Origin of the sequence: Aequorivita sinensis (genome assembly GCF_006346335.1) — a bacterium.
Classification (GTDB): Bacteria; Bacteroidota; Bacteroidia; order Flavobacteriales; family Flavobacteriaceae; genus Aequorivita; species Aequorivita sinensis.
The window spans coordinates 169,302-186,763 of the sequence record NZ_VDMC01000003.1; the positions used below are offsets into that span (position 1 = coordinate 169,302).

The window sequence follows — 17,462 nt, forward strand, 5'->3', positions numbered from 1 at the left end:
ACTGTTCTTCTATATTTTTAGATGTTTTTCCAGTTGTATTTCACACCTAAACTAAACCAGCGTGTTGGCATTGGCACTGCGCCAGCTTCATTGTACGATGCGTTAAATATATTGGTCACTTCAGAATATAACAGAAAGTCTTTTAGGTGGTAATTTAGACGAACATCAGCAATATTGTACCCATTCGCTAACTCGCGCTTTAACCATCTATTTACTACATTTAAGGAAATGTTTTTGTTTCTATAATGAAGTCCTGCAACAAACTGATGCTTTAAAGACTCTAAGGTGTATTTAGATTGATTATCAGATGAAGTCTCTATAGAGGGGTTTAGATAATTATAACTCACTTGGTATCCTATAGACTGGTTGTTTCCTAAAGTAAAATCTTGGTTAACTCTACCGAAAACACCGTGCATTTTATTTTCACCGAAGTTAGTTGGTGAGTACGGCTCAGAAGAATCATTCCTCATCCAATCGATGAAATCTGTAATACTTCTATAAAAATAGCCCGCTTTTGCCTGAAAATTATTTTTAGCGTATTGAATATTTCCTTCGTAATTCCAAGCATTTTCAGGTTGAAGTAATTCATTTCCAACATTCCCTGGGCGTTGATCCAAATATAAATCGGTAAATGAAGGAATTCGCTGTCCTGAGCCAATACTTGTAGAAACCTTCCAATTATCATTTATAAGATAGGCCAAATCTATTCCTGGATACAGCTGCCATCCGAAATCGGTATTGTAATTTGCGTAAACTCCAACTGAACCTTGCAATTTCTCACCTATACCACTCTTTAGTTCTCCATAAGCACCGTGATTATTTCGCTTGTGTTCCCCAATATTTGAACTGTTTATTTGTTCTAATCTCGATTCCCAGCCAAACCCCAAAGTTCCTATTTTAGTTTCAAGGCTACTATTAAATTCAAGCATTAAAGCATTGGTGTAGTGTTGTGAACGAGCTTTGCTTAAATCGTCTTTATAAAAACGGTAGTCGTCTTCTCCATATCTGTTGCTAATACGTGGAGAAAAGGTAAAGTTGTCGAGTTTATGTTTTGAAGAAATACTGAAAACAGACGATTCTACCAACTCCTCCGAATTGACATCGTAAGGCGCAGCATAAAATCCATTTGCCCCAAACAAACTCGTAGTGTAACCCGCCATTGCTTGAAGGCTGTTGTTTATGTTTATATCATAACTTCCATTGTAAAATAACCGAGTGTTTTTTGAACCTGAATTGTATCGCTGTCCGTTGTAATTACTTTGTGAAACAGAGATTAATTGGCTTTGTTTTTCAGTACCATAAATTCCTGTAACCTCAATAGATCCACCTCCGTAAATTCCTGAACCATCACCTTCATCTTTACTTTTGAAAGAACTTCCTCCTTTCACATCTGCAGTAACCGACGAATAATTTTGATTTTTAGTAACGATATTTACAGCTCCAGTAAGGGCGTTTATACCATATACTCTAGCTGCTGCACCTCTTAATACTTCAATATGATCTATCGCACTTAATGGAATAGGAATATTCATCATATTATGCGCTGTTTGAGAATCAAGCATTTTTACTCCGTTAATAAGCACTAGCGTTTGTTCTGAAGTGCCACCGTCGATAGAAATATCTGTTTGAGTTCCAAACGGGCCACGCTGGCGAATATCCACTCCGCTTAGATAAGATAAAACTTCATTAAGGGATTTTGCTGGAAGCGCTTCAATTTGTTTTTGGGTTATTACTTGAATATCCCTACTTACCTTATTAAAAGGTGTTTCAAGACGATTTCCTCGAATTACAATTTCTTCTAAGGTGTTCTGCTGCAGTTTTGAATCTACAATACTATCATTCTCCTGAGTAAATCCAGTGATTGAAAATACTGACGTTAATCCTAAAGCAACTAATGTGTTTTTCATAAATATTTTTTAAACTATACTATTTCTAAAATTGGGCGCAAAGGTTCGGATTAAACCATTAATTTTGGTAGTCCATATTGTAAATAATGAGTAGTCCAGTTAAAGTTCGATTTCAGTCAATAATAAAAATAGATCGCAGGAGTAAAGAGGCCATCTATATGCAGTTTGTGTATCAGTTTATTAACGCCGTAAAAAGCAATTATTTAGAGGCTGACGATAAACTTCCTGGTAGCCGAAAAATAGCAGAAGAGCTACAGCTTCATCGAAAAACAATAGTAGCCGCTTTTACCGAACTTCAGGAGCAAGGTTGGGTGAAAACACTTCCTGGTATTGGAACCTTTGTTAAAAACCCTGAAAATTCCACAAGTAAAGCATTAAAACAGAACGCTTTTAAGCAACCACCCGTAAAGGCTAATTATCACTTCAGAAAAGATTTTATTTTAGATACTCCCTTGGAAGGAAATGTAGAAGAATATTATTTTACCGATGGCACACCGGATTATCGAGTGATTAATTCGGAAGAACTTGTTCGTTTTTATGCTTCTGTTTTAAAACGAAAGAATAAATTGAATCCACATTTTAATTCGACTGATGAAAATATATTCTTTAGAAACCAACTAAGTAATTATTTAAATCTAACTAGAGGCTTTCATCTTTCAAGAAATTTTCTTCTACCTGTTTATGGCGTGGAGCAAGTACTTTCAATCTTATCGCGATTGTTGATTAATTCAGCCAATATTGTTTTGGTGGAAGAACTCAGCTATTTTCTCCCTAATATGATATTTAATCAAGCGGGTGCAAAAATGAAAACCATTCCTATAGATGAAAATGGAATGGATATAGACTTTATTCAAAATAACTTTAAAGCGGGAGAGATTCGTTTTGTTTATATAAATTCTAGGTGTCAATACCCTACCACCGTTAACCTTTCTGATAAACGAAAATCTCAGTTATTAAAATTAGCAGAAGAGTATAATTTCATCATAATTGAAGATGACACCGATTTTGAATTTTCAATGGAGAAAAGTAAAAGAGATACTCTTTTTGCAAAAAACGGTGGAAATCGTGTGATATATATGGGTAGTTTCGGGAAGTTTTTACACCCTGGATTTCAAATGAATTTCATAATCGGACCACAAGATTTACTTAAAGAAGGAGCGAAATACCTAAATGTCTTTGGAAAAAGCGATTTAATGAAGCAAAAAGCCTTAGGGGAAATCATTCATCAGGGTGACATTCACAGATATCAAAGAAAATCTAAAAAGCTACTTACGGAAAGAAAAGAATTATTTGCAAACCTTTTAGCTTACCACTTCGGGAATAAAATTGAATTTAAAATTCCGGAGTCCGGTTTAGCCTTTTGGATTGAGTTTATAGAAAACATTTCACTTGTTTTATTACAGAAAAAAGCACGAAAAAAAGGCTTGTTAATTCCAAGTGTTTGTCTCTACCAAAATCGTGATTTAACAGCTCTAAGGTTGTCTTTTGCACATTTAAACGAATATGAAATTGAAAAGACATTACTAATTCTCAAAGATGCTTTTTACGAGGTTTCTATCTCTAAAATAGAACTTTAGTTTACTTCCTTAATTGCTTATTTTTTATTGAAAATAGGCTTTAAACATTAAACCTTACATTTACTAGAATTTAATACTCATTATTGCAGCTCTGAATGTCTAAACTTCCAAAACAACATAAATTCCTAGACTTATCCGACTATGGACGCCCGATAGCTAAAGCCATTGCCAACGCTTTAAAAAACACTTCTTTTACTCCAATTCATGTGACTATAAGTTTTATAATCGCTGGCCTTTTTGGGGTGTATTGCGTTGTTAAAGGCTATTATTGGTTGGCTGCTTTCTTTCTGATTTTAAAATCAATTTTAGATGCTGCAGATGGAGAGTTAGCTCGAGTAAAAGAAAAGCCTTCATATACTGGCCGATATTTAGATTCTGTAGCCGATATTATATTAAACGCTATAATATTTACAGCTATCGCTTATATTAGTAATACCGCTTGGTATATTGGTGTTCTAGCTTTTTTAGGTTTACAATTACAAGGCACTCTTTACAATTATTACTACGTTATTCTACGGAATAAACTTGATGGAGATAGTACTAGCCGAGTTTTTGAAAATAAAACGCCTATTGCCTTAGAAGGAGAGAAGCAGAAACATGTAAACATTTTCTTCGCTTTATATAAATTCTGCTATGGAGTCTTTGATAAAATAATTTATGCTCTGGACAGAAAAGCGAGTCAGAGTAAAATATTTCCAAATTGGTTTATGACGGCGATTTCAACCTTCGGTCTCGGTTTTCAATTATTTTTAATAGCAGTAATGTTAATTTTAAATCTTAAAGAGTTTATTCTCCCGTTCTTTTTAGCTTATACTGTTATGGTTTTTGTTTTTATCGCAATTAGAAAACAGTTTTATTAAGCCGAATGTTTTTGAGGATTAAGATTTAGGGTAATTAAAAACTCGTGGTATTTGAAAGATTTTGAAGCTTAATAACAAGGTATTCATCATTATTGTATAAATTTTGGAAGTAGAATCTAATTCTTTTCGTGTTTTTTTAAGACCTTTACTATTAAGCAATTCACTAACAAAAATTTTTAAAACCAATATAAATTTTATCGACTCAATCAGTAACCTAAAAAAATAGCAAAATGACGTTTTCATTTCTTTTTAGTGTTATACAAACCACTGAAAAAGTACTTACAGGCATAGGAGAGGAGCCAGACTATTCGTTTAGTCCGGATTTTCTATTTAAAATTCTGTTAGCCATTGTTGCAGGGCTTTTAATAGGTTTAGAACGAGAATTTAAAGGGAAAGATGCTGGCTTAAAAACCAATATGCTTGTTGCGGTAGGTGCTTGTGCTTTTGTTATCCTATCCTTGGAATATCAAGGAGGGAAGTTTATAGATCTCACTCGAGTGCTAAGTCAGGTGGTAACTGGGATTGGCTTTTTAGGGGCAGGAGTAATTCTCAAAAAAGGAGGAACAGTACAAGGTTTAACTACAGCTGCCACAATCTGGTGTAGCGCAGCCGCAGGGTGTTTAGCTGCCTTATATTTGGTAACCGATCTGATTTTATTTACCGTTGCAGTACTTCTTGTAAACCTTATTTTTGGAGTTATTGGAAAAAAAGTAGGTTGAACTTGCCTTCAAAAATCATTGTCGATTTGAAGACAATCAACCTATAATTATGTGAGTATTCTCCTTATTTCTGCATAAACTCACTTTATATTTTAAAAAACTTAATCCTTTTTATAAGGTGATTTCTTTATGTTTTCAGTTTCACTATATCCAGCAGGGTCGTTAGATTCTGGAACATCTTTAGCATCACCTTTTTCTGGTTTTTTTACGGTATCAGGTTTTGAATTTGGTTCAGCAGGAGAGTCTTGCTTTTCTATATCTTGTTCATTTTTAACTTTTGGGTCGAGCATTGGCGTTTTCTTCTTCATAATACAGATATTTATTAGATTAATAATTGCTTCAGTTACTGTCAATCAAATTTCTTTAGATGAAAATTGAAAGATTTATTGACTCGCCAAACTATTAAAACTTTTGCGTTTTCCGATATTAGCTAACATAATTTAACACCGATAAAGTGGAGATAGTTAATTTGTTAACTTTTAAAAATGAATAATTTATCTTGATGCGGAACATTAATCATGAGCAGTTAGAAAGCTTCTATCTCGAACAACCCTTTTCTTCCAATAGCCTGTTTTGAAATAACTGAAAGCAACAATACCTGCTATTAGGTTTGAAATAGGGAAGGACCACCAAATACCTTCGGGGCCCATTTCCAATGTATATGAAAGCAAATAAGCTAATGGGAAACGCACCAACCACAAACTCATTATAGAAATAAACATGGATGCTTTTGTAAATCCTGCACCGTTAAAAGTACCGTTCATTACCTGCTGTAGTCCGAGAAAGCCAAAACTCAGCGACATTATTTTTATAAATAAAGTTCCATCCTGAATTACCTGTGGATCTTCTGGAATAAAGAAGGTTGTTAAAGGTTCGGCAACCAAAAACATTAATAATCCTAACCCAGTAAAGCCAAAGAAAGATACTTTAGCACTTAAAACAGCGGCTTTTTGAGCACGTTTTATCTTTAAAGCTCCAATGTTTTGTCCTACCAAAGAGGTAGTTGCTATTCCTAGTCCGAGGGCAGGAATTACAATAAAACTCAACATACGAGCACCAATTCCGTAGGCGGCTACTATATCACTTCCAAAACTTGTAACAATCACCATCATAAACGTCATCCCCAAAGCACGAGTAGATTGTTCTATACTTGCTGGAAAACCTATATTAAAAGTTCTTTTTAAGTTTTCTATATTAAAGTACATAGACGAGAGCGAAATTTTAATTCCGTGCTTCCCTCTAAAAAGAATAACTAAACCGATAATAGAAGCAATAGCCTGAGTGGCTACACTAGCCACAGCTGCTCCTGCTACGCCATATCCAGGCACAAACCCATAGCCATATATGAATAGCGGGTCTAAAACCGCGTTGAGTATTACAGTAAATAAAACAATATATACAGGTAGCATTACATTCCCAATTCCCCGCATTAGTGATTGGAAAATGAAGAACAGGAATAGAAAAACAAAACCTAAGGAGGAAACTTTAAAATACTGTATAGAGTCGTCTATAATATCAGGACCAGCACCAATTAATTGCATTAAGGGAGCTGAAGCAAAATAACTGATAATCGCTAATACAATAGAAGTTAGAAAAATAAGAAAAACACTCTGAGATGAACTAAAATCTACCTGCAGTTGATTTTCGGCACCTTTGTACCGCGCTACCAAAACAGTTCCAGCCAAGGTAAGTCCTGCACCTAACGATAGTACTAAGAAAAGCAATGGAAAACTTAAACTCACAGCCGCAACTGCATCGGCCCCTAATCGTCCTAACCAAAAGGTGTCAATAAGCTGATAAGCAGATTGAAGAATATTGGCGAAAATTATGGGCAGAGCTAAGCTTATAAGAGAGCTAAGAATTCTCCCTTCTGTAAACTTATTTTTTTTATTAGGAGTCATTACGGCAAAATTATAACAACCTTTCCGAAGTAATACCTAAATAACTCTTAATACTTATAAGATTATAGATTACAAAACGAAATAAACTTGTTCACATTTTCAGGGTATTCATTTATTGAAGAAGTAGTAAGGAATTCAAAGCTGATTTTTTTTTGATATTTGATTTTTTGTAAAGATGATTTATACAGTTACTTCTGGATAATGACTTATTCTAAATTATGTTTAAACTCTCGTTAGCAATAATTCTATTCACTAAACGAGTTCGTTATCAGCGTACATAATTCCGCATATTCTTTTCCATCGTAAACATCTGGGCTATTTCTGCTTACAAAATGATATCGGTCGTCGATTAAGATTTCTAAAATCCATTCTTCTCCGTCAAAAATCATGTTTGGGTCGTGAGTTTCAATATTCCAAAAATCAATTTTATCGACTTTTTCTATGATTTGTTCCCATTTTTCCAAATCTACCTTCTTTGTTTTGTGTTTAATTCTCCTACCTGCTTTATAACCACCAAGTCCTCTTGTTTTATTGTAGGTTATTTTTACCACCTCATCGTCCTTCTCTAATCTATATGAATAAGGGTTGGACCAAGTGCCTAAATGCGTGAATCTTATAACCTTTTTCTTTTTATTCTTCTTGGTATGTAAGATTGGTTCCCCAAGACTATTAAGGTGTTTTGAGTACCACTGATTAGTAAATTCACTAAGAGAATCGTTAGGCCCTGTGGAATTCCACAGATTGATTTCTCCAGATTCTTTTTGTTTCTCCTTAAACTTCACTTCATCATATGTGGGAAAGTAGTAAGAACCAAATTTGATAGGCTCATATTTAATGTCAGGATATATTATTCTACAGCTAGAAAGCAAAAAGAGAATTATTGAATATTTTAAAATGGAATTTTTCATTCAAATCATGGGATGCGTGCAATACAATCGCGCAGCAGCGCGGTATTAATAGTGGTTATTTATATAATTCCGACACTTTATTTAAGTCCGTTGAATTATTTATTTCGTAAAAGTAATTTAACTGCCACTTTTGAGTTTTTTTAGCTTGCTTATTTTCTGCTTTGTCCCATTTAGGATAAACTCTAAACCCTCTTTTTCCGTCTTTTAGTTTTGTTGCTATTATTCCTTTATTAATTAATTCAGATTTTGGAAATACAAATTGCCCAAGATTATTTTCCGAATTTACATTTATTACATAATAGTCAATCTCGTCATTTTCGTTAAAAGGTTCTGTTATTCCATCATTATTTCGTTTCCAGAAAGTTACAAATTGTCCAATTTTTTTAGGTGTAACTTTAGAACTTCTACAAATAATATTCATTCCGTTAAGTTTGAATTGGCAAGCATCATATTCTTTTCCTTCTGGTTCTTTTTTTAAGTCCGAAATTTGAAGAGAACATTGGGCGTATATTTCTCTATCAATCTTTTTTAAATTGCTGTTCATTTTAATGTTCTCTCTATTTATTTGTATGGGATTGTTGGGTTTTATTGGGGTATGGTTTGGTAAATGCTAAGTCAGAATTTCGTGATGATGCTCTCGAAAGTTTCGGTTCTTAGGTAGCGGTGGTTTATGGCTAAATGATTTCACGGTGTTTTACTAATATGTATGAACATGGAATTGGGAGGGAACGCGATGCAATCGTGCACTAGCGAGGTAAGTAAGCAGAGAACGTTAAGGTAGCCCGTTTATATCGATTTTTCGTAAGCCTCTTTAATCCATTTTTTTAGTTCACGGTCGATTTCTTTCAGTTCCGATATCTTTACTCTATGGGTACACATAGTTCCAAAAGGCCCGGAGTCCTCAAGTCTTTCAGTGGTAGGTTTGTCTTTTAATTTAAAACCTAAATCAATTCTAGTTTTAGTAGCAGGTTTAATTAAAACAAATTGTCTTTTCCGTATAATACTTACACTTCCTTTTTTTGGAGTTATAGTCACATCATCCCCTAATGATTTAATGTATGTAATGAGTTCCTTATAAATTGGAATTAAATTTTCTTTACCCTTATATTGATTTTCAATAAGGTCTTCGGAAGGAGTATTTTCATCCTTAGAAAGCGTTACAATAGTATTGGCAAATCCGTGAGTAACATTATGCTCAGTTTTTAGATATTTTACACCTTCTGAATGTTTGGTAAAGGATTTTTCTTTCAAGATTGCTTTCCATTCGCTTAATGATTTTCCTGTTTTTTCAGGCATATTGTCAATCATTGTTTTGAGAGCTTTGTCCATAGGAATAATGTTTTATGTTCTTCGGATTTTAGTGGGTCACGCTTTCCGGTAAGAGTGATTGCATGATTCTGCTACTAATTTAACCAATTCAAACCAAATAGACACGAGCGAAGTGGGCTGTATGAATCAAAAACTTGCGTCCCGATAACTACACATATTTTTAAGTAAGCTACAATAGACGATTAATTAGGCATGGTGTTGGCGCGTCACCTTTATTTTTTTACCAACTCAAACAAAAACTATTTTCACCATCATCTCGAGAAATTTCCATTGAACCTGCTTCTGCTCCATAAGTCCAATGTCCTGCAAAGTTCAGTTTTATAGGGTCAGAGTTTTTAGTTACCATTACATTGCTTATTTTCCAAATTCGTGTCGATTCGTATCCTTTAGTGTTGCGTGTATCAGTGTCTAAAGTCCATTTAATAATTCCGTTTTCTTTTAAAGTCAGCGTTGGTGAGAGCGAGTCTGTTCGATTGTCCAAAATTAAGACTCCGTTATTTTTCAATTTAATGATTTCCGAATTTTCCGAAATTTTTGATTGCTTAATTAGGACTGCATTAAATGGTCCGTCATCCATTCCGCAACCACTCACAAAAGTATACATTTCATAACCTACAAAACCTATGTATCCAATGATTCCAATTCCAAGAATCGAAAACGTCCAAATTAATATTTTTTTTTGTGGTTTTTTTCATTTTAAATGCATGCCGACACTTAAGCTATTAATCGGGGGTGGTTAAGTAATTAAATTAACAACAATTGTCCAACCATAAAAAATTGCGTCCCTAAGGCTTTTGAGATTGGTGAATAGATGAAAACCAATTATTATTTTGCAGAATTCATTTGATTAACTTCTGATAGAGTATAAGGTTTATAATCAATGCCCAAACTTTGGGCGTATTCTTCAACAGTATTTTTGAAGCCGATTTGTTGTCTCAAAGTATTTACTGTCGCAGGGTTTTTAATAGGCCAAATTATAACTTTAGAATCTGTCTGTTTCATAGGTGGCCATACAAGAAAAATCCTTTTTCCTTGGCTACCATATAATTGCTCTTCTCCCAAGTTCATTAGTAATCTATCCTTCATCATCGCAACTTTAACGAGGTCTAATTCTCCTTTTTGTCCAGCTTTCTCAATGATAGGAAAATAATCCGCAATTTTACCCGAATGCTGAATAACAAACCACGCAGTTTCATTCTCTGGTTCTCCCACTAAAGATTTTCCTGGATACCCATATTTGTTGATAATTTTCTCAATTTTTATTAAATTAAGACTGTCGTTTTTTCGAAAAATATCACGTTCGTTTTCTAAAAAATCTGTTTCGCTTATTTCTAATAATTTTAAAAGCTCGGATTTTCTTTTTTCTGTTATATTCCCATTAAATAATTCTCTAAAGCCTTGATCTCTTATTAAAATTGAAGATAATTCAGATTTTAATTCAGGATTAAATTTATCTTTTTCAAGACAAGATGAAAAAATAACAATTATAAGTAATACAAGTTTTTTCACAGTATTGGTTTTAATGTATTACATCACGTAAATATATCAAATAAAAACCACCAATCTTTAAGTCACAAAATTTTAAAGCAATCTGTTTATGTGTATGGAATCATGGTGTTTGCTAATATGGATGAATAGGGGATTGTGAAAGGAACGCGATGTAATCGCGCACCATCGAAGTTCTGGGAGCGCACCACCAGAGTTGCGATTCATTTTTATTCTAACTCTCTTTTCACTTGACAAGGGTTTCCAAATGCTAAAACGTTATCAGGAATATCTTTAGTTATAACACTTCCTGCTCCAATTGTCACATTGTTACCAATAGTTACACCTGGCAAAATTATAGTATTCCCTCCAATCCAAACTTTATCGCCAATCTTAACTGGCTTTGTTGAAGTTAGATAACGAGATTCAATTCCTTTCTCAATTATTCGCTCAGATGCTTTTAAAGGGTGGCTTGCAGTATATATTTGGACATAGGGTCCAATTAATGCATTTCTTCCGATGCTTATTTTATTATTGTCCAAAAACATACAATTTGTATTGACAAATGTATTTTCTCCGATTGAAATATTTTCTCCATAATCACAGAAAAATGGGGCCTCAATCCAAACGCCTGAGCCTTTAAAATTAAAGAGCTCGCTTAAAATTCGTTCTCGTTCGTTGATTAACTCTGAATTGAGATTATTATATTCTTTTAATAATTTTCTTGCTTTATGATACATATCCATTAACTCCGAATCTCTGGAATCATAATAATTTCCTTTAAGCATTTTTTCTTTCTCCGTCACGAATATTTTTTCAAATGAATGTCAACACGTAAATATATTAAATAAAAACAACCAACCTCTAAATCACAAAATTTTAAAGCTAACGCTTTGTACTGCCTCGCTTTCCATTAAATACCACTAAATCACTTTTACTGTTAATATCTTTTATGTTGGATTATTTCCATTAGTTTGGATATAATCCATAATTTTGTATTATTCAATTTATAGTTTTAGCGAGTAGGAAATTAATGGAAAAGTCAATTTTACATCTAGATTTAGATACATTCTTTGTTTCGGTAGAGCGACTTTTAGATAGTCGTTTATTGAAGCGTCCTGTTCTAGTTGGTGGTATTGGTGATAGAGGAGTGGTTGCTGCTTGTAGTTACGAAACCAGAGGATTTGGAATACACTCGGGGATGTCGATGAAAATGGCAAGGCAGCTATGTCCAGAAGCTATTGTGATAAAAGGAAATTCCAGCACCTATATGAAGTATTCAGATATGGTGACCGAAATTATAAAATCTCAAGTTCCCGTTTTTGAAAAAACTAGTGTAGATGAGTTTTATGCAGACTTAACGGGAATGGATCGTTTTTTTGGAAACTATAAATTTTCCAAAGAACTCCGACACACCATTATTAAAGAAACAGGCTTGCCAATTTCATTTGGTCTTTCCAAGAATAAAGTAGTTTCTAAAGTAGCTACTGGAGAGGCAAAGCCTAATAACCAAATTAAAATTGATTCTGGTTTTGAGAAAGATTTTTTAGCGCCTCTTTCTGTTCGTAAAATTCCGATGGTGGGAAAAGTTACAAGTCAACAATTACGAAATCTGGGAATTCACGAAGTCCGCACCCTTCAGAATATGCCTGTAGAAATGTTGGTTTCGGTGTTGGGTAAAAACGGAAGACTTATTTGGAATAGAGCCAATGGTATTGATAAAACACCCGTAGTTCAATATAGCGAACGAAAATCTATATCTACCGAACGAACGTTTGATAAGGATACTATAGATATTAAAAAACTTGAAGCTAGTCTAACTGCTATGGGAGAGACGCTCGCTTATCAATTGCGGTTGGGCAATAAGCTTACAAGTTGTGTTTCGGTTAAAGTTCGGTATTCAGATTTTAGCACCTATAGCAAACAATTAAAAATTCCTTTTACAAGTGCCGATCATATTTTAATACCGCTCATTCACAGTCTCTTTAATAAAATATATCAAAGGCGAATTTTGGTGCGATTAATTGGCGTTAATTTCTCACATCTTACTGGGGGGCATTATCAAATAAACTTGTTTGACGACGATTTAAAGAATTTGAATTTATACGCATCACTCGATAAAATTAGAAATCGATTTGGCAGCGGGGCTGTAATGAGAGCTTCTACGCTAGATGTAAAATCTATTCGTAGCAATCACAATCCTTTTAATGGCGAACCTCCTTTGTTGTTGGCACATAGAAAGCAATAAATGTATACAAATTGTCACAGTTACTATTCATTACGTTACGGTACCATTTCAGAAATTGAGCTTCTGGAGTTGGCGCAGCAAAATGATATTGACTCGTTTGCGCTTACCGATATCAACTCCACTTCTGCTTGCTTGAGCGTGCTTAAAAATGCTTCAGCATATAATATTAAGGTTTCGGTAGGTGTCGATTTTCGAAATGGAATAAATCAGCAATACGTTGTTATTGCTAAAAGCAATTTAGGGTTTCAATGTTTAAATGAATATTTAACCGAATACCTACATCAAAAAAAAGAGTTCCCTGATTTATGTCCTAGCCTAAAGGATTGCGCAATAATATATCCATTTGAAAAGGTAATGGAGTTGGAAAAGACTTCATTTAAGGAGAATGAATATATAGGGGTGTCTGTTGTGGGGTTAAGAAAGCTGAAGTTTTCGAAATATCGGAATTATGAAAATTTAATTATTCAACAGACGGTTACATTTCGCGGGCAAAGAGATTATAACGCTCACAGATTATTGCGAGCAATTGGGTTAAACACTTTGTTAAGCAAACTACCTGAAGAAGAACAAGGCTCGAAAACTGATAAGATGTTTTCAAAAGCAGAAATATTAAATCACTTTGAAGAATTTCCTCTTGCAATTGAAAACACTAAGAGACTACTTTCTGAAACAAATGTAGCTTTCAAATTCAATTCAGAAAGAGAGAATCAGAATCAACAGTGCTATTTGGAAGATAAAAATGCTGATTTTAATTTTCTGAGAAAATTGGTTTTTGAGAATCTCGAAAAACGATATCCAAATCCTGATCAAGTTGTTTATGATAGAATTGAAAAGGAGCTCAAAGCTATTAAGGAGATGGATTTTGTATCCTATTTTTTAATTAATTGGGATTTATTGCAATACGCAAAGTCGAAGAATTACCCCTATATAGGTCGTGGAAGTGGTGCTAATAGTGTGGTTGCTTATATTATAGAAATCACAAACGTTGACCCGATTGAGCTCGACCTTTACTTTGAACGTTTCATCAACATATATAGGTCCTCGCCTCCCGATTTCGATTTAGATTTTTCCTGGCGTGATAGGGATGATATTACACGATATATCTTTGAGAGGTTCCCGAATACTGCATTAATGGGGACTTATGTTACATTTAAATACCGGGCAGTAGTACGAGAGCTTGGAAAAGTTTTTGGAATTCCAAAACACGAAATAGATGCATTTCTACAAAGTGGGAAAACGGCTTCAAAAGCGGATGAATATTTTCAACTGATTGTGAAATACGGGAAATTAATAAGTGGGTTTCCAAATTATTTAAGTGTTCACTCCGGAGGGATTTTAATTACGAATAAACCTATCAACTATTTTGCTGCCACATTTATGCCGCCAAAGGGCTTTCAAACAGTTCAGATTGATATGATTATATCTGAAGATGTCGGCATTTTTAAATTTGATATTCTAGCGCAACGAGGACTTTCTAAGATAAAAGAATGTCTGGAAATTATAAAGTACAATCAACCTGAAGCAGAAGTAGCAGATATAAATCAGGTTTATCAGTTTAAAAATGACCCTAATATCAATGAATTGTTGAAAACTGGAGATTGTATGGGCGTTTTTTATGTTGAGTCTCCTGCCATGCGTGTTTTAATGACCAAGTTGCGCACGCAAGATTATCTAGGTCTTGTAGCTGCAAGCTCGATTATTAGGCCTGGAGTAACCAATGGCGGAATGAAAAATGAATATATAATAAGGCATAAATTCCCCGAAAAGCGAAAGAACGGTCATCCTGTTTTATTAGAAATTCTTCACGAAACCTATGGTGTAATGGTTTATCAGGAAGATGTTTTAAAAGTAGCGCATTATTTCGCAGGACTGGATTTGGGGGAAGCAGATGTATTGAGAAGAGGGATGAGTGGGAAGTCTAGATCTAAAGAGGAATTTATAGCTGTTGAGAAAAAGTTTAAGAGTAACTGTCTGCAAAAAGGGTATTCTGAAGAACTAACAATGGAGGTTTGGGATCAAGTAAGTGCTTTTGCGGGTTACGCTTTTGCCAAGGGCCATTCGGCATCCTATGCTGTAGAAAGTTATCAGAGCTTGTATTTAAAACGATATTTCCCTTTAGAGTTTATGGTTGCCGTACTCAATAATGGCGGTGGATTTTATTCTATTGAAACCTATGTTCAAGAAATTGTTTTACAGGGAGGAATTGTAGAAAAACCTTGTATAAATAATAGTTCTTATGAAACGATAATTCAAGGTAAAACCATCTACTTGGGGTTTGTATTAATACGCGATTTGGAGGAAAGGGTAGTGGAGAGGATATTAAAATCGAGACGATTGTATGGCGATTTTGAGGACTTTGATGATTTTATAGATCGTGTGCCTATTGGTATCGAACAATTAATAACATTAATTCGAATAGACTGTTTTAGGTTTACAGGAAAAGACAAGCATCAAATAATGTGGGAAGCTCATCTTAAATCTTCAAAAAACAAGCTTGATGATACTGCATTATTGTTGTTTAAGCCTAAGCAAGTAAATTTTACATTGCCAGAGATACTTAGCAATCATTTGATTGATGCTTACGATGAATTGGAGTTAATAGGTTTTCCATTAAAGGGGTATTTCAATCTAATTCAAAAAGACAACCTGCCTAATTGTTTGGTTAAAGACATTCCTTATAATATAGGGAAGCGTATTTCTATTTTTGGTAAGTTGATTACCGCCAAGCAGACGGGTACCAGTAAAGGTGATATTATGATTTTCGGGACCTTTATCGATTACGAAGGAGTGATTTTTGATACAGTTCGCTTTCCTGAAATTGCGCGTAAATATTCTATAAGAACAAACGGAGTGTATTTGATTACAGGAAAGGTAGTTGATGATTTAGACTACTTATCTATAGTTGTTGAAAAAATAAAGTTTCAAAATCTTTTACCAGACCCACGGCAATCTGGAATTGAAAACTCTAGTAAGAATACTATTCTTTAGCGGATTAGTTATTCTTCTGAATCGATTTTCGTATTACCAATTTTCCCTGCTCTTTTATCTTTTCGATATTCTCTTTCTTGAGCAGCATTATTTTTCTCAGGATCAATAGGTCGTTGTTCAGGGCGGGTATTATTTTCTTTATCATCCATAATTTTAGATTTAGGTTTTTAAGTATTAGAAATTCAAAGGATTAATTTCTATCTATAAAATATAAAAATATGAAATTAAGTCTATAAGATCAATAGAGATTTAAACTTCCAAGCTTTATTAAAATCCTGAAAATATTCCCAAATACAAGCTTTGAGAAGGTTATGAAAATGAGGTTGTTTAAAAGTTAAAAAATAAATGATTTGTCAGGCCGGGCGCAGACGAGACCTAATTGTTGATCAGTAACTTAAGATTTTCAACTGCGCTTGAACCGACGGCCATAGTCGCTTTTAGAACAGTCTTTTATCCATAAAAATAATTAATTCTCTAATGCATTATAATACCAAACTTAGGATAAGGAGTGGAGTCCCGAATTAACTATCTCGGTCAAGTAATCTAATAATTACCATCAAACTACATTATAGTTTATCATAACCATTAAACTTAGGACTCACTAAACGTTTCCATTCTGGATTTTTCTTTATATAGGCGAATACATAAGGACAAAAAGGAAGCAATACAATATTATTTTCATCCAGATAATGCAATGTTTTTTCTACAACGGCAGCTGCAGCACCTTTCCCAGCAAGTTCTGGATCGGTTTCGGTGTGTATTAATGCGATTTTGTCACCAGGTTCTTTATAATCGATAAAAGCAAAGTGCCCGTCAACCTCAATTTCAAAGCGTTTTTTCTCTTCGTTTTTTACTAAAGGAATGTTGATATATTCAGTTTTCATAATTCTATTTTTTATTGATTAGGCTATTTTTTTAATTGTACTGTAGGTAAAGTTATATGATATTTTTTTGAAAGACTACGGATTACAAAAACTACCAAGCCGGTGATTACATATACATAAGTATTGGGAAGTACGTTTAAAAGTGCAAAAAACACTATTCCTCCGGCAATACTTGCAGTTGCATAAATTTCTTTTATAAAAATTACAGGAATTTTATTCAAAAACGTATCTCGGATAACCCCACCAAAACACGCCGTCATAGTTCCAATGGCAATACATATAAGTACAGAATAACCCGCGTCCATTGCCTTTTCAATACCAATTAGCGTAAATGCAGAAAGGCCTATAGTGTCAAAAAAAGAAATAGATTCACTCATATAAATCAATCTATTTCTGAAAATTACCGCAAGAATTACCGTCCCTATAATAATATATACATAGGTCATATTGTGTAGCCAGACAATTGGAGCGCTAATAAGTAAATCTCTTAAAGTTCCACCTCCAATTGCCGTTACAAAAGCAATTGTAAATATTCCAAAAAGATCCATATCCTTTCGTATAGCTGGTATAACCGCAGAGAGAGCGAAAGCAGCCGTTCCAATCATATCAAAAACATAAAGAACATTTATATCCATATTTATTTGTTGATTTTAGGC

At 34.0% G+C, this 17,462-nt stretch carries 17 protein-coding genes; 5 read left to right on the plus strand and 12 right to left on the minus strand.

The features are described from left to right. Positions 1–17: 17 nt before the first annotated feature. Positions 18–1,907: a TonB-dependent receptor plug domain-containing protein gene (locus FHP04_RS06500; RefSeq protein WP_139855211.1), complete on the minus strand. Its 1,890-nt coding sequence runs from the start codon at positions 1,905–1,907 to the stop codon at positions 18–20. 86 nt (positions 1,908–1,993) lie between these two features. On the opposite strand from FHP04_RS06500, the gene FHP04_RS06505 reads away from it, so the two are divergent. From FHP04_RS06505 to FHP04_RS06515, 3 genes are all read left to right on the plus strand, one after another. Next, positions 1,994–3,484: an aminotransferase-like domain-containing protein gene (locus FHP04_RS06505; protein WP_139855213.1), complete on the plus strand. Its 1,491-nt coding sequence runs from the start codon at positions 1,994–1,996 to the stop codon at positions 3,482–3,484. A gap of 95 nt (positions 3,485–3,579) precedes the next feature. Next, positions 3,580–4,344 (plus strand): CDP-alcohol phosphatidyltransferase family protein, encoded by a 765-nt coding sequence (locus tag FHP04_RS06510; protein ID WP_139855214.1) that lies wholly within the window; start codon positions 3,580–3,582, stop codon positions 4,342–4,344. A 230-nt stretch (positions 4,345–4,574) separates the two neighbouring features. Beyond that, on the plus strand, positions 4,575–5,063 hold the full coding sequence (locus tag FHP04_RS06515; RefSeq protein ID WP_139855216.1) for an MgtC/SapB family protein: 489 nt from the start codon (positions 4,575–4,577) through the stop codon (positions 5,061–5,063). A 101-nt stretch (positions 5,064–5,164) separates the two neighbouring features. Here the strand turns inward: FHP04_RS06515 and FHP04_RS06520 are convergent, their stop codons facing one another. The 8 genes from FHP04_RS06520 to FHP04_RS06555 all read right to left on the minus strand — a co-directional run bounded on the left by FHP04_RS06520 (position 5,165) and on the right by FHP04_RS06555 (position 11,492). After that, positions 5,165–5,371 (minus strand): hypothetical protein, encoded by a 207-nt coding sequence (locus FHP04_RS06520; protein WP_139855218.1) that lies wholly within the window; start codon positions 5,369–5,371, stop codon positions 5,165–5,167. A 204-nt stretch (positions 5,372–5,575) separates the two neighbouring features. Then, positions 5,576–6,964, minus strand: a complete 1,389-nt coding sequence (locus FHP04_RS06525; protein ID WP_139855221.1) for an MATE family efflux transporter — start codon at positions 6,962–6,964, stop codon at positions 5,576–5,578. Positions 6,965–7,209: 245 nt separating this feature from the next. Then, positions 7,210–7,872, minus strand: coding sequence for a hypothetical protein (locus FHP04_RS06530; RefSeq protein WP_139855223.1), 663 nt, complete (start codon positions 7,870–7,872; stop codon positions 7,210–7,212). A gap of 55 nt (positions 7,873–7,927) precedes the next feature. After that, positions 7,928–8,416 carry a MepB family protein gene (locus tag FHP04_RS06535; protein ID WP_139855224.1) on the minus strand — a complete coding sequence of 163 codons (489 nt, stop codon included), beginning with the start codon at positions 8,414–8,416 and terminating at the stop codon, positions 7,928–7,930. Between the two features lie 242 nt (positions 8,417–8,658). Next, on the minus strand, positions 8,659–9,201 hold the full coding sequence (locus tag FHP04_RS06540; protein WP_139855226.1) for a DUF4287 domain-containing protein: 543 nt from the start codon (positions 9,199–9,201) through the stop codon (positions 8,659–8,661). 220 nt (positions 9,202–9,421) lie between these two features. Then, positions 9,422–9,805 (minus strand): hypothetical protein, encoded by a 384-nt coding sequence (locus tag FHP04_RS06545; RefSeq protein ID WP_139855228.1) that lies wholly within the window; start codon positions 9,803–9,805, stop codon positions 9,422–9,424. A 221-nt stretch (positions 9,806–10,026) separates the two neighbouring features. Further along, complete coding sequence (locus FHP04_RS06550) at positions 10,027–10,710, minus strand: DUF6624 domain-containing protein (RefSeq protein ID WP_139855230.1); 684 nt, start codon at positions 10,708–10,710, stop codon at positions 10,027–10,029. Positions 10,711–10,916: 206 nt separating this feature from the next. Next, positions 10,917–11,492 (minus strand): sugar O-acetyltransferase, encoded by a 576-nt coding sequence (locus FHP04_RS06555; protein ID WP_139855232.1) that lies wholly within the window; start codon positions 11,490–11,492, stop codon positions 10,917–10,919. Positions 11,493–11,719: 227 nt separating this feature from the next. Between FHP04_RS06555 and dinB the strand changes: the two genes are divergently transcribed. Together dinB and dnaE are read left to right on the plus strand one after the other, a co-directional pair. Next, positions 11,720–12,934 (plus strand): DNA polymerase IV, encoded by a 1,215-nt coding sequence (dinB, locus tag FHP04_RS06560; protein ID WP_139855234.1) that lies wholly within the window; start codon positions 11,720–11,722, stop codon positions 12,932–12,934. Then, a complete protein-coding gene (gene dnaE, locus FHP04_RS06565; RefSeq protein WP_139855236.1) occupies positions 12,935–15,922 on the plus strand; it encodes a DNA polymerase III subunit alpha in 2,988 nt (995 codons plus the stop codon). A gap of 8 nt (positions 15,923–15,930) precedes the next feature. Here the strand turns inward: dnaE and FHP04_RS14500 are convergent, their stop codons facing one another. The 3 genes from FHP04_RS14500 to FHP04_RS06575 form a co-directional block, all read right to left on the minus strand. After that, positions 15,931–16,071 carry a hypothetical protein gene (locus FHP04_RS14500; RefSeq protein ID WP_158319123.1) on the minus strand — a complete coding sequence of 47 codons (141 nt, stop codon included), beginning with the start codon at positions 16,069–16,071 and terminating at the stop codon, positions 15,931–15,933. Between the two features lie 417 nt (positions 16,072–16,488). Then, positions 16,489–16,806, minus strand: a complete 318-nt coding sequence (locus tag FHP04_RS06570) for a GNAT family N-acetyltransferase (protein WP_139855238.1) — start codon at positions 16,804–16,806, stop codon at positions 16,489–16,491. Positions 16,807–16,829: 23 nt separating this feature from the next. Further along, on the minus strand, positions 16,830–17,441 hold the full coding sequence (locus FHP04_RS06575; protein WP_139855240.1) for a trimeric intracellular cation channel family protein: 612 nt from the start codon (positions 17,439–17,441) through the stop codon (positions 16,830–16,832). Positions 17,442–17,462: the final 21 nt, after the last annotated feature.